This is a genomic window from Streptomyces sp. NPDC003077 (assembly GCF_040611095.1).
Lineage (GTDB): Bacteria > Actinomycetota > Actinomycetes > Streptomycetales > Streptomycetaceae > Streptomyces.
In genome coordinates, this window is the sequence record NZ_JBEXNM010000009.1 from 1 (window position 1) to 12,509 (window position 12,509).

General features: G+C 74.3%; 10 protein-coding genes. 6 read left to right on the forward strand and 4 right to left on the reverse strand.

The genetic code is table 11. The features are described 5' to 3' along the window. Positions 1-143: 143 nt before the first annotated feature. Positions 144-527 carry a cold-shock protein gene (locus ABZX96_RS08650; RefSeq protein WP_355540067.1) on the reverse strand — a complete coding sequence of 128 codons (384 nt, stop codon included), beginning with the start codon at positions 525-527 and terminating at the stop codon, positions 144-146. Positions 528-726: 199 nt separating this feature from the next. Here ABZX96_RS08650 and ABZX96_RS08655 point away from each other — a divergent pair, with 199 nt between their 5' ends. Beyond that, positions 727-972 (forward strand): hypothetical protein, encoded by a 246-nt coding sequence (locus ABZX96_RS08655; protein WP_355540070.1) that lies wholly within the window; start codon positions 727-729, stop codon positions 970-972. Positions 973-1,113: 141 nt separating this feature from the next. Here ABZX96_RS08655 and ABZX96_RS08660 read toward each other — a convergent pair whose 3' ends face one another. After that, positions 1,114-1,734 carry an HAD family hydrolase gene (locus ABZX96_RS08660; protein ID WP_355540073.1) on the reverse strand — a complete coding sequence of 207 codons (621 nt, stop codon included), beginning with the start codon at positions 1,732-1,734 and terminating at the stop codon, positions 1,114-1,116. Between the two features lie 405 nt (positions 1,735-2,139). Between ABZX96_RS08660 and ABZX96_RS08665 the strand changes: the two genes are divergently transcribed. The 4 genes from ABZX96_RS08665 (at position 2,140) to ABZX96_RS08680 (ending at position 6,697) form a co-directional block, all read left to right on the forward strand. Beyond that, positions 2,140-3,144 carry an iron ABC transporter permease gene (locus ABZX96_RS08665; protein WP_355540076.1) on the forward strand — a complete coding sequence of 335 codons (1,005 nt, stop codon included), beginning with the start codon at positions 2,140-2,142 and terminating at the stop codon, positions 3,142-3,144. Positions 3,145-3,441: 297 nt separating this feature from the next. After that, on the forward strand, positions 3,442-4,533 hold the full coding sequence (locus tag ABZX96_RS08670; RefSeq protein ID WP_355540079.1) for an iron chelate uptake ABC transporter family permease subunit: 1,092 nt from the start codon (positions 3,442-3,444) through the stop codon (positions 4,531-4,533). A gap of 194 nt (positions 4,534-4,727) precedes the next feature. Further along, positions 4,728-5,528, forward strand: coding sequence for an ABC transporter ATP-binding protein (locus tag ABZX96_RS08675; protein WP_355540511.1), 801 nt, complete (start codon positions 4,728-4,730; stop codon positions 5,526-5,528). A gap of 113 nt (positions 5,529-5,641) precedes the next feature. Then, positions 5,642-6,697, forward strand: coding sequence for an iron-siderophore ABC transporter substrate-binding protein (locus ABZX96_RS08680; protein ID WP_355540082.1), 1,056 nt, complete (start codon positions 5,642-5,644; stop codon positions 6,695-6,697). 146 nt (positions 6,698-6,843) lie between these two features. Here ABZX96_RS08680 and ABZX96_RS08685 read toward each other — a convergent pair whose 3' ends face one another. Continuing rightward, entirely contained in the window at positions 6,844-8,448 is a 1,605-nt protein-coding gene (locus tag ABZX96_RS08685) for a hypothetical protein (protein WP_355540084.1), read from the reverse strand. Between the two features lie 225 nt (positions 8,449-8,673). On the opposite strand from ABZX96_RS08685, the gene ABZX96_RS08690 reads away from it, so the two are divergent. Then, positions 8,674-11,799 carry a helicase-associated domain-containing protein gene (locus tag ABZX96_RS08690; RefSeq protein WP_355540087.1) on the forward strand — a complete coding sequence of 1,042 codons (3,126 nt, stop codon included), beginning with the start codon at positions 8,674-8,676 and terminating at the stop codon, positions 11,797-11,799. 71 nt (positions 11,800-11,870) lie between these two features. Here the strand turns inward: ABZX96_RS08690 and ABZX96_RS08695 are convergent, their stop codons facing one another. Continuing rightward, positions 11,871-12,506 (reverse strand): RloB family protein, encoded by a 636-nt coding sequence (locus ABZX96_RS08695; RefSeq protein ID WP_355540090.1) that lies wholly within the window; start codon positions 12,504-12,506, stop codon positions 11,871-11,873. Positions 12,507-12,509 lie beyond the last annotated feature (3 nt).

A 12,509-nucleotide genomic window follows, 5' to 3' on the forward strand; every position in this document is an offset into this window, starting at 1 on the left:
CACTCTGGGGCCCGCGGGGATTACGCGGAATACGCGCATCTCGCGGCCCCCCCCCACTAAACCGCGCGGGGCGCGCGGTAAACCCCGGCCCCCCCCGTCGCTTCCCGGCCCCCGCGCGGCCACCCGCGCAAGGGCCCCGCGACTCAGACGTCCAACTGGTCGGCGACCGCCCGCAGCATGCCCGCGATCTTCCCGCCGTGGGCCTTGTCGGGGTACCGGCCGCGTTCGAGCTGCTGGGCGACGTTCTCCAGGAGCGTGGTGAGGTCCTGGACGATCGACGCCAGCTCGTCCGGCTTGCGGCGCTGGGCCGCGGCCACCGACGGTGTCGGGTCGAGGATGGTCACCGAGAGCGCCTGGTCACCACGCTGGCCTGCCACGACGCCGAATTCGACACGCTGGCCCGGCTTGAGTGCGTCCACGCCGTCGGGCAGCACCGACGAATGTACGAAGACGTCGCCGCCGTCATCGCGGGAGAGAAAGCCGAAGCCCTTCTCACTGTTGAACCACTTGACCTTGCCGGTAGGCACCGTCTGTCCTCGTCCTCGTACTCGTCGGAAAATTACTGGATTCTCGGCCACTGCGGATTCCTGCCGCAAAAAACAGGTCCGGATAGCAGTGCAGCGGGCCACAGGACCCGCCACCACCAAGGCTAATGGTCCGGTGCCTGGTGACAAGACGTCGCCGGGTGGTTCCTCCACGCTTCTGGCCCCGACTTACCCTGGTCGTGTGTCTGACGAAACGCCCCAGGCCGGGGATCTGCTGGTACGAATCGGCGCGATTGTTTTCCTGATTGGCGCGGTGGCCACTCTCGCCACTATGACCCCACTGTTCATCGGCGCGGACCCGCTTCCGTCGGTCTTCTACTGGGTCTGCATGTTGATGGGCGTGGGTTTCGTCATCGCGGGGGGTGGAGTGCTGCGCTCCGTACGGGAGCAGCGGCGCCGGGCCCGCGCGGCGACCTCGGGCTCGTAACACCGGACCCGCGCGGCAACCTCGGGCTCGTAACACCAGGCCCGCGCGGCAACCTCAAGCTCGCAGCACCGGGCCCGCACGGCGGCCTCGGCTCGTAACGCCGGGAGCCCCCTCCACCGAGCGGCCCCCGCGCCGTGCCGCTCAGGCCTTCCCCACGTGCCTCTCCAGCCAGGCCGGGAAGGCCGTCAGGTCGTCCAGCAGGACGTCGGCGCCCGCCGCGCCCAGTTCCGCGGTGTCGCAGGGGCCGGTGGCGACGGCCACGGAGAGCGCGCCGGCGGTGTGCGCGCCGCGCACGTCGCCGACGTGGTCGCCCACGTAGACGCTCGCGCCGTGCTCGCGCAGCGCCTCCGCCTTGGCCTCCGCCCACAGCGAACCGATCACCGCGTCGGCTTCGAGGCCCAGGTGGGTCAGGTGCAGCTTGGCGTTCGGTTCGAACTTCGCGGTGACGACGACCGACCGGCCGCCCAGCCGCCGCACGGCGGCCAGCGCCTCCCGCGCGCCGGGCATCGCCAGGGTCGGCGCGATCGCGTGGGTCGGGTACAGCTCGCGGTACATGTCGGCGACCTCCCGCACCCGCTCCTCGGGGAACCAGACCCGCAGCTCCTCCTCCAGCGGCGGGCCGAGCCGCGTGATCGCCAGGTCGGCGTCGATGTACGCGCCGGTCGCCGCGGACAGCGCCTGGTACGCGGCCTTGATGCCGGGGCGGGAGTCGATCAGGGTCATATCGAGGTCGAAACCGACCGTAAAGGGGTGGGAAGCCATGCCGCCCATTGTGCGTGCCTTCCGTTCGGCGCCCGGGGCAGGGCCGAGCCGTAGACTTAGCGTTGCCTTACCTGCACGGCCCGTAGACCTACGCGGCCCATAGATCCGCACGGCCCACAGATCCCTGCCCTGCCCGTAGCCCCGCTCCACCGGCCCGTACTCCCCCTCCACCGGCCCGTGGCCCCGCTCGTCCGGGCCCGTAGTCCCGTTCCACCGTCCCGCCCGCACGCGTCCCCCATGAGCGCCCGCGTCCCCCGTGAGCGCGCACGGATCCCGTGAGCCCTCACGGATCCCGGGACGCGCCGCACCACCGCGCGACCGCGAAATGGAACCGATGCCAGTCGCCCTGGACCCATGCCTCCCGATCCCCGAGGCGGGCGCCGCCGTATCCGGCCCCCGCACGTCATGACGGCACGCACCACCGCCCGACGCGTCCGCTGGACGACGGTGGCGGTGGCCGCCCTGCTGCTGGCGGTGTTCCTCTCCCTGGCCGTCGGCAGCCGGCCGCTCGCGCCCTCCGAGGTGCTCGACGCGCTGACGCACGGCGGGGGCGGGGACGCCGCGCAGGTGGTGCGCTACCTGCGGCTGCCGCGCACGCTCATCGGCCTGATGGTCGGCGCCGCGCTCGCCCTGGCGGGCACCGCGCTCCAGGGCATCACCCGCAACCCCATCGCCGACCCCGGCGTGCTCGGCATCGGCCAGGGCGCGTCGGTCGGCGTGGTGCTGGCGCTGTCGTTCGCGGGGGTGCACACCCTGACCGGGTACGTCTGGTTCGCGTTCGCCGGGGCGGGGCTCGCCTCCGTCGCCGTGTACGCGGTGGCCGTGAGCGGGCGCGGCGGCGCCACGCCGGTGAAGCTCGCGCTGGCGGGCGCGGCCGTCAACGCGCTGCTGGTCTCCGTGTCGATGGCGGTGCTGACGACGAGGGCCGCCGCGCTGGACGAGTTCCGGTTCTGGCAGGTCGGCTCGGTTTCCGGCCGGGACGCCGACGTGGTCGCGCGGACCTGGCCGTTCCTGCTGGTCGGCGCGGTGCTGGTGCTGTCGGTGGCGCGCGGGCTGGACGCGCTGGCGCTCGGCGAGGACGTCGCCAGGGGGCTGGGGCAGAAGGTCGCGACCGTACGGATCGTGGGCGGGCTCGGCGCGACGGTGCTGACCGGCGCGGGGGTCGCGGCGGCCGGGCCGATCGCCTTCGTCGGACTCGCCGTGCCACACCTGGCCCGCGCGCTCGTGGGCACCGACCACCGCTGGGTGCTGCCGATGGCCGCGCTCCTCGGCCCGGTCGTGGTGCTCGTCTCGGACACCGTCGGACGGATCGTCTTCCCGCCCTCGGAGGTGCCGGCCGGCGTGATGACGGCCCTGATCGGCGTCCCGTTCCTGGTGACACTGGTCCGCCGGAAGGCGGTGGCGGCATGACGCGCCTTTCGACGAGGACAAGGCCCGACCCGCAATCCGCGTCGGCAGGCGGTGGCGGCATGGCACGCCTATCGACGAGGACGAGACCCGACCCGCGATCCGCGTCGGCAGGCGGTGGCGGCGTGACGCGCCTTCGGCGAGGACGAGGCCCGACCCGCAATCCGCGTCGGCAGGCGGTGGCGGCATGACGCGCCTCTCGACGAGGACGACACCCGACCCGCAATCCGCGTCGGCAGGCGGTGGCGGCATGACGCGCCTCTCGACGAGGACGAAGCCCGCAACGAGGGGAGCCCACCCATGACCGCCGTCCCCACCGCCCCCAGCCACGCCCCCCTGCGCCCCACCGGCTACGCCCTCGCCCGGTCCGGCCGCGGCTCGTTCCTCCTGCACCGCCGGGCGGGCATGGTCGCCGTGATCCTGGCGATGCTGCTGACCGCCGCCTGCCTGGCGTACCTCTGCGTGGGCGACCGCCTGGTCCCGCCCGTCGAGGCGGCGAAGGTCGTCCTCGGGCAGCCCTCCCCGCACGCGCTCGTCGTGGGCACGCTGCGGCTGCCCCGGATGACGGTGGGGCTGCTGGTGGGGCTGGCGTTCGGAGTGGCCGGGGCGCTCATCCAGACGGTCGCCCGCAACCCGCTGGCCAGCCCCGACGTCATCGGGATCACGCAGGGCGCGAGCGCGCTGACGGTCGGCGCGATGACCTTCGGGGTGACCTCGTACGCCGTGCTGCCCTACCTGTCCGTCGCCGGCGGGGTGCTCGCCGCCGGGCTGGTGTACGTCTTCGCGTGGCGCGGTGGGCTGCACGCCACCCGGTTCGTGCTGATCGGCATCGGGTGCGCGGTCGCGCTGCGTTCGGTGACCCATCTGTTCCTGACGAAGGGCGACTACCTGGTCGCCCAGCAGGCGCAGGTGTGGATGACCGGTTCGCTCAACGGGCGCGGCTGGGCGGAGGCCGCCCCGCTGGGCTGGGCGCTGCTGGTCCTGCTGCCGGGCGTCCTGTGGGCGGCGCGCGCCCAGCGGACGGTGTCCCTGGACGACGACACGGCCACCGCCCTCGGCGTCCGGCTCGGCCGGGTCCGGTTCGGGCTGGTCGCGCTGGGCGTCGTCCTGGCCTCGACGGCGACCGGCGCGGCGGGCCCGGTGGACTTCGTCGCCCTGCTGGCCCCGCAGATCGCCCGCCGGCTGACCCGCACGGCCCAAATACCGCTGCTGTGCTCGGCGCTGCTGGGCGCGTTCATCGTCGTCCTGGGCGACCTGCTGGCCCGCAGGCTCTTCGCGCCGACGGAGCTGCCGGTGGGCGTGCTGACGGCGGCGGTCGGGGCCCCGTACCTGATCCGGCTGATCGTGAGGAGCCACGGCGCGCGCGGCCGTGGCGCGGGAGGGAAAGCGTGACGTGCGGGAGGGAAAGCGTGACGGAGAGCAGCGAGCGCGTCCGGACGACGGACGGGGCCGGGGATGCTCCCCCCGGCCCTCTGGCCCCCGGACAGGAGCCGCCCGAGGCCCAGAGGACGACGGGCACCACCAAAACGAGCACCGCCGACACGGGCACCGCCGACGCAGCGCGCGGCGACACAGCGCGCGGCGACATCCACAGTCGGCTCGCCGCCCGGGAGCTGACCCTCGCCTACGACAGCCGCACGGTCGTCGAGGGCCTGGACCTGGACGTGCCGCACGGCGCCGTCACCGTCGTCGTCGGGCCCAACGCCTGCGGCAAGTCCACGCTGCTGCGGGCCCTCGGACGGCTGCTGAAGCCGCGCGGCGGGGCGGTGCTCCTGGACGGTGCGGACCTGGCGCGCACCCCCACCAAGAAGATCGCCCAGACGGTCGGCCTGCTCCCGCAGGCGCCCGTCGCGCCGGAGGCGATCACCGTCGCCGACCTCGTCTCGCGCGGCCGTCAGCCGCACCAGCGCTGGTGGCAGCAGTGGTCCCGGGAGGACGAGCGGGCGGTCGCGGAGGCGATGGAGCGTACGGACGTGGCGCGGCTCGCCGGACGGCCCGTGGACGAGCTCTCCGGCGGCCAGCGGCAGCGCGTCTGGATCGCGATGGCGCTCGCCCAGGAGACCGATCTCCTCCTCCTCGACGAGCCCACCACCTACCTGGACATCGCGCACCAGGTGGAGGTGCTGGACCTCGTACGGCAGCTCAACCACGACCGCGGCCGGACGGTGGTCGCCGTCCTGCACGACCTCAACCAGGCCGCCCGCTACGCCGACCACCTGGTGGCGATGAAGGGCGGCCGGATCGTCGCGCAGGGCCCGCCGTCCGAGGTGGTCACCGCCGCGCTCGTCCGCCGGGTCTTCGGCCTGGAAGCGGTCGTCGTGCCGGATCCGGTGACGGGCTCACCGCTGGTCGTACCGGGACGGCCGTGGTCGTCCCCAGACAGCTGAACCCTCGCAGCCGAACCCTCACAACCGAACCCCGGCAGCCAAACCTTGGCAGCCGAACCCCGCCGAGCCTTGGCAGCCGAACTCCTTCCCCGTCCCGGCCGAAAGGGGCCGCTATGTCTGCGTTCACCGCTCCTCCCGTCCCACGCCGCGCCGCCGTCCGGGCCGCGGGCGTCGCCCTGGCCGGTGCACTGGCCGGTGCGCTGGCGCTGGCCGGCTGCGGTTCCGGGGGCGGCTCCGCCGCCTCCGCCGACGGCTCGTTCCGGGCCGCCCACTGCCCGGCGCAGCCTCGTACCGCCTGGGCGGCGCCCGCCCCCGGCGGCGGCGAGCACACCGTCGCCACGGCGATGGGCCCCGTGAAAGTCCCGAACGCGCCGCACCGGGTCGTCGTCCTGGACACCGCCGAACTGGACTCCGCGATCACCCTCGGCGTCAAACCGGTCGGCGCCACCCGCTCGGACGTGGCCACCGGCTTCCTGGACTACCTGCCCAAGGACCGGCTCACCGGCATACAGGACGTCGGCAGGATCGGCGCGCCCAACCTGGAGGCCGTCTCCGCCCTGAAGCCCGACCTGATCCTGACCAGCAAGGTCCGCGACGGCCAGCGGTACGAGCAGCTCAAGGCCATCGCGCCGACGGTCATGACGGAGAGCACCGGCTACCCGTGGAAGCAGAACTTCGCCACGCACGCCGCCGCGCTGGGCCGGATTCCGCAAGCCGAACGAGTGGTTTCGGCGTACGAAGCGCACGCCAGGAAGGTCACCGACGCGCTCGGCGGTCCGGCGGCGGCCAAGAAGCTCACGGTCAACGTCGTCCGCTTCATCGAGGGCGCCGACACCCGTGTCTACGGCTGCCGGAGCTACATCGGCACCGTCCTCGACGACATCGGCACCGCCCCCACGGCGGTGGTCGACGGCTCCGAGGACGGGTTGATGGTGGAGGTCGGCCCCGAGCAGATCGACAAGGCCGACGCCGACGCGCTCTTCTACGCCACCTACGGCAGCCCGGAGAAGTCGAAGGAGTCCCAGATCACCGGCGGTGGCCTGTGGAAGAACCTCCGCGCGGTCAAGAACGGGCGCGCGCACCGCGTCGACGATCAGCTCTGGATCCAGGGCATCGGTTATACGGCGGCGGGGCGGATCCTGGACGAGTTGCGGGCGAAGTTGAGGTAGGCGGGGAGGGGGTGGGGGCGTGCGCCGTCCTCTCAACGAGGCCCACGGCCCGTCATTAGGCACGCGACCCGTATAAGGGCAGCACGGCCCGTCATGAGGCACACGACCCGTCAACGAGGTACGCCTCAACCAAGGCAGGCGGCCTCTTACCGAGCCACCCGGCGCATCCGCCACACCAGGAACAGGGCGGAGGCGACGGCCGCGATCCGGATCGCCACCGGGAACCCCTCGCTCAACGCCTGCCCCAAACGGGCCTGCGCCAAGGGCTCGCCCCACCGTCCGTCCGACCGCCCCCACATCCACACCAGCAGCCCGCCGACCAGCAGAGCCGGCACCCCCAGCGCGGCGAACTTCGCCTCGGTGCGGCTCAACCGCCGCGAGGTGTACGCGAGCGCCCAGCCGCCCACTAGCGGCAGCCACGAACCGAGCACGGCGCCGGCCACCAGGAGGACGGTCGCCAGCAGGAGCACGGGGCTGGCGGACGCCGCGGACATCCAGGAACCGGCACCCTCGCCACCCGACGCGGCCCCGGCGCCTTGGCCGCCCGACGTAGCCCCGGCTCCACCCGACGTGGCCCGGTCGCCGCCCGACGCGGCCCCGGCGCCGCGCTGCCGCGGCCAGGCGGTCACCCGCCGCCAGAGGGGGCGGGCGGGAGCGCTCTCGACGGAGCCGCCGGTCGCCGTCCCTCCGAGGGGCGGCGTTCCTTCCGGGGCCGCGGCCTTGTCCAGCGCCGGGCTGCCCGAAGTCGTCTTGCCCAGGGGCGTTTTGCCGAACGGCGCCTTGCCGAACAACGCCTTGCCGAACGGACTGCCATCGGCCGGGCTGCCGTCGGCCGGACTGCCGTCGATCGGGCTTCCGTCGATCGACGTCGCCCCCTCGGACCGGTCGGCTCGCGTCCCGTCCTTCTCCAGGGACGGCGGCCCGTCCCCCTTCGGCCGCTCCCGCATTTCGGGGATCTCGATCCCGCCGACGAAGCCGGGCACCGTCTCACCCGGTCCGTAGGGGCCGAACGGACCGTCCGCCATGAACGGGCTCAGCGGGGTGTCGTCCACGGCGAACGGCCCCGGCTCCACCCGCCACCAGTCGGCATCCGAGGCGGGGTCCCCGAGCTCGTCCGGGCCCGCGAGGTGAGGGGGCGAGGCGACGTCCTCCGGCGCCTCCTCCGGAACGTTCTCGCGCGCGTTCTTCGGGGCCTTCGTCGCGGCGTCATCCGGTACGGCGGGCCGCTCCTCCCCCCGCGGCGCGGGCAGCACCTTCCGCGTCAGCCCGCCGAGCCGGTCGAGCCCGCCCCGTTTGACCCATCCGGTCAGCTTGGCCCGGGCGTCCGGGAGGGAGTTCGCGCCCGTGGCGTGGGGGCCCGATCCGTTCACGCCGGGTGGTGCGGCGGGCCCGGCGCTCCCCGCTCGCCCGCCCGCGACCCCTCCGACCGCCGTTCCCTTGCCCGCGCCCGCCCCGTCACGGAAGTCGTGGGCCTCTCGGACCTCTCGGGCCTCCCGGGCCTCACGCGACGACGACGCCCCGTCACCCGCCGCCCCTTCCGCGACCGCTGCGGCCACCACCGCCTCGGGGCTGCCCAACCGGGCCAGTGCCCGCCGGACCACGGCGGGGCTGCCCGCCCGCTGCGGCTCCAGCTCCGCACGCAGCCCGGACACCAGGCGCATCCGGGCCGCCGACGTCAGCCCGCGCTGCTGGGCCAGGTCGCCGACCCGGCTCAGGTAGTCCAAGACCAGCTGATCGCTTTCGATCCCCACGGAGAGTCCCTTGTCGACGCGTGGCGAGTGGTGCGCCGGGCCCGGTTCGTCCCGCCCTCGGCCTTCAGGCGCTGACGTTACCGGGCCCGCTGACGGAGGGGGCCGACCGACGGGACACGGTCTTGGGAAGCACACTGTGGGGAAGCCGGTTTCCGCACCCCCATGGAGGTCGGCCCCGCCCTCGCCACACCGCTCCCGTCAGGGGGCTCGGCTACCGTGGGTCGGATGAGCGACACCCCCCGCACCCTCGCAGAAGAGCTCCGCACCCGCCCCGACGCCGAGCTCGCCGATCTGCTGCGGGCGCGTCCCGATCTGCTCAACCCGGTTCCGGGTGACCTCACGCAACTCGCCACCCGCGCCGGTACCCGCGCCTCGGTCGTCCGCGCCGTCGAGCGTCTGGACCGGTTCGCGCTGCAGACCGCGGAGGCGCTGGCGGTCGCTCCCGATCCGTGCCCGTACCCGGTCCTGGCCCGCCTCATGGCGGGCGACGCGTACGAGTCGTCCGACGCCCATCAGACTCCTGACGCCCGCCAGACTCCTGACGCGCGCGAGACTCCCGACGCGAGCGAGACTCCCGACGCGGCCGGGGAAGCCCCCACGGACGACGGCACCCCCGAGTCCCCCTCCCCCACCCGGATCACCGCGGAACTCCCCCGCGCCCTCGCCGCCCTGCGCGCGCAGGCCCTGGTCTGGGGTGGTGACGACCGGCTGCGCCTGGTGCGTACGGCCCGCGAGTTGCTGAGCCCCGGCGCCACCCGCCCGTCCCCCACCGGGCTCGGGCCGACCGTGGCGGAGGCCACGGCGGGGATGTCGCCCGGCCGGTTGCAGGAGATCATCGCCGCCGCGGGGCTGCCGCCCACGCACGACCCGGTGACCGCCGTCGCCGCGCTCACCGAACTCTTCGAGGACCGCACCCGTATGGCGGAGCTGCTCGCCACCGCGCCCCCGGAGGCGCTCGCCGTCCTGGACCGGCTCCGCTGGGGCCCGCCCTACGGCGCGATCACCGACCGGCCGGCCCCGCACCTCCAATGGCTGCTCGAACGCGGGCTGTTGCTGCCCGCCGGGCCGCGCAACGTCGTCCTGCCGCGCGAGGCCGCCCTCCACCTGCGCGCGGGCCGCGCGCACCGCGCGCCCGAGCCGCTGCCGCCGTCCCTCGCGCCCGTGACCGAGCGGTCGGCGCGCGTGGTGGACAACGCGGCGGCGGGCCAGGCGTTCACCGCCCTGGCCACCGTCGAGGAACTGCTCAAGGAATGGGATCTGGGCGGCCCGCCCGTCCTGCGGGCCGGTGGCCTGAGCGTCCGCGACCTCAAGCGGACCGCCACCGCCCTGGACACCACGGAACCGCTCGCCGCCTTCTGGCTGGAACTGGCATACGCGGCCGGGCTGCTGGCCTCCGACGGCGAGGCCGACGAGCGGTACGCGCCCACGCCCGCCGCCGAGGACTGGCTCGCGCTGCCCGCCGAGCGGCGCTGGGCCCATCTGGCCACCGCGTGGCTCACCGCGACCCGCACGGCGGGCCTGGTCGGCAGCGCCGACCCCAAGGGCCGCACACTCTCCGCCCTCGGCCCCAACCTCGACCGCTCGGTGGCCCCCGAGATCCGGCGCCGCACCCTCGCCCTCCTGGGGACGCTGCCGCCCGGCTCCGCCGTACCGGCCGAAGCGGTCCTGTCCCGCCTCCGCTGGGACCGCCCCCTACGGGGCGCCGCTCCGATCACCCCCGCCGCCACCGGCCCCCGCCCGTCCCGCACGGCCGCGCCCGCCCAGGCCGGCGGCGGCGCTGCGGGCGCTCCGGGCTCGTCCACCCAGGCCGGCGGCGGCCCCGCAGGCGCCCCGGGCTCGTCGGCGCAGGTCAACGGGGGTCCGGCGGGCACTCTGGGCTCATCGGCGCAGGCCGCGAGCACCCCGACCGCGTCGGCCCAGGTCAACGGCGGCCCCACGGGAACCGCCACCGTCCCGCAGGACGGCCCGGGGAACGCCACCACCCCCGACGCCAACGCGGCCCGCAACGCCTCCACCTCCACCTCGGCTCCTCAGGCCTCCGCCGCCCCCGACGACCTCCGCACCCGCCTCGCCCAGTGGACCCTCGCCGAGGCCGAACTCCTCGGCTTGACCGGCCGCGGCGCCCTCTCCACCTTCGCCCGCGCCCTCCTCGATCTGCCCGAGCCCGAAAGCACCGAAGGCACCGGGAGCCCCGTAGGCACCGAAGGCCCCAGCGGGCCCGAAGGCTCCAGCGGAACCAACGGGACCGGCGCCGCCACCCCGGCGAAGCCCCGTAAAACAACCCGCCGCAAGAAGTCCCCCACCCCGGAAGCCCCGACCACCACAGCGGCCACCGCAGCCACCGCAGCCACCGCAGCCACCCCCACCAGCTTCCCCACCAACCTCCCCACCCCCGAATCCACCGCCCGCGCCACCGGCCTCCTCGCCCCCCTCCTCCCCGAGCCGCTGGACCACGTCCTTCTCCAGGCCGACCTGACCGCCGTCGCCCCGGGGCCGCTGCGCCGCCCGCTGGCCGACGCGCTCGGCGTGCTCGCCGACGTCGAGTCCAAGGGCGGGGCGACCGTCTACCGCTTCACCCCCGCCTCCGTCCGCCGCGCCCTGGACACCGGCCGCACCGCCGCCGAACTGCGCGCCTTCCTGACCGAGCACTCCCGGACGCCCGTACCGCAGCCGCTCGCCTACCTCATCGACGACGTGGCGCGCCGCCACGGCCACCTGCGCGTCGGCGCGGCCTCCGCCTACCTCCGCAGCGACGACGACGCGCTGCTCTCGGAGATCCTTGCCGACCGCCGCGCCGTCGCCCTGCGGCTGCGCCGCCTGGCCCCGACCGTGCTGGCCGCGCAGGCCGCCCCGGACCAGGTGCTGGAGCTCCTGCGGGCCATGGGCTACGCGCCCGCCGCCGAGTCCCCCGAAGGCGACCTCGTCATCGCCCGCGCCGATAGCTACCGCACCCCGCCCCGCACCGCCCCGGCCCCCGTCCCCGAGGGCCCGCCCCTCCCCGACGACCGGCTCCTGGAAGCCGCCGTCCGCGCCATCCGCGCCGGCGACCTCGCCGCCACTGCCGAACGCAAGCCCGCCCCCGCCGCCACCCCCACCGCGCCCCCCGGCCGCCTGCCCCGCACCACCTCCGCCGAGACCCTCGCCACCATGCAGGCCGCCGTCCTGACCGGCGACGCCGTCTGGATCGGCTACGTCAACGCCGACGGCGCCGCCAGCCAACGCGTGATCGCCCCGGTCCGCGTAGAGGGCGGCTTCGTCACCGCCTACGACCACACCACCGACGAGGTCCGCACCTTCGCCCTGCACCGCATCACCGGCGTGGCGGAACTGGCGGACGAGACGGCACCGTGAGGGGGCTGCCGCAGCCGGGGGGCTCTGTGAGCGGGGAACCAGGGCGCAGTTCCCCGGCCAGGCCATGACTTCTATCTCCGGAATCCCAAGGCCGTCAGCAGCTCGCCCATGGACGTGCACGGGTTGGTCCCGCACCTGTCGCCGCCGTCGACGGTGTGGTGCCGGTGCATCAGCTCCGCGCGTTGCCATGCGGCGCTCCGTGACGGCTGCACGCGCTCGTAGTCGAACGATTTGCCGTCGTCCGGGGAGTAGCCACGCAGCAGAGTCCCCAGCACGTCCTGAGCTTGTTTAGTGGTGAGGTAGCCGACTTGATCCTTGAAGTGCAAGATCAACCATAATTCGAAGCACGGTTCCGAAACAATGCAGGTGATTCCCTTACGCTTCGCCTCACGCAACGCTTCGGCCAGGCTCGGATGGTTCCGGGGAGCTTCGGCGTCGATGACGCACCACACTCGGTCGAAGCAATCATCAGGATCGGCCGCCAAGCGTTTCGCGTGCCTGGCGGCGGCCCGCACCAACCCCAGGGGCTCCCCGTGCCCGGGGCCCACCACGATCGTCACCGGATCGTTTCGCAATTCCCCGCGCACACCCCTCAGGTAAATGCGCTCGGTGTTCTTTCCCTCGCAATAAATGAGGTGCCGCGCGTGCGGTTCCCTGCTGTTCTTCTTGCCTCGCTTGAGTGGCCGTTCAACACGTCGAGCTGCCAACTC

Excerpts from the sequence above, each read along its gene's own strand:
- ABZX96_RS08660 (WP_355540073.1), bottom strand. The coding sequence starts at position 1,734 with ATGGCTTCCCACCCCTTTACGGTCGGTTTCGACCTCGATATGACCCTG.
- ABZX96_RS08665 (WP_355540076.1), top strand. The coding sequence starts at position 2,140 with ATGACGGCACGCACCACCGCCCGACGCGTCCGCTGGACGACGGTGGCG.
- ABZX96_RS08670 (WP_355540079.1), top strand. The coding sequence starts at position 3,442 with ATGACCGCCGTCCCCACCGCCCCCAGCCACGCCCCCCTGCGCCCCACC.
- ABZX96_RS08680 (WP_355540082.1), top strand. The coding sequence starts at position 5,642 with ATGTCTGCGTTCACCGCTCCTCCCGTCCCACGCCGCGCCGCCGTCCGG.
- ABZX96_RS08690 (WP_355540087.1), top strand. The coding sequence starts at position 8,674 with ATGAGCGACACCCCCCGCACCCTCGCAGAAGAGCTCCGCACCCGCCCC.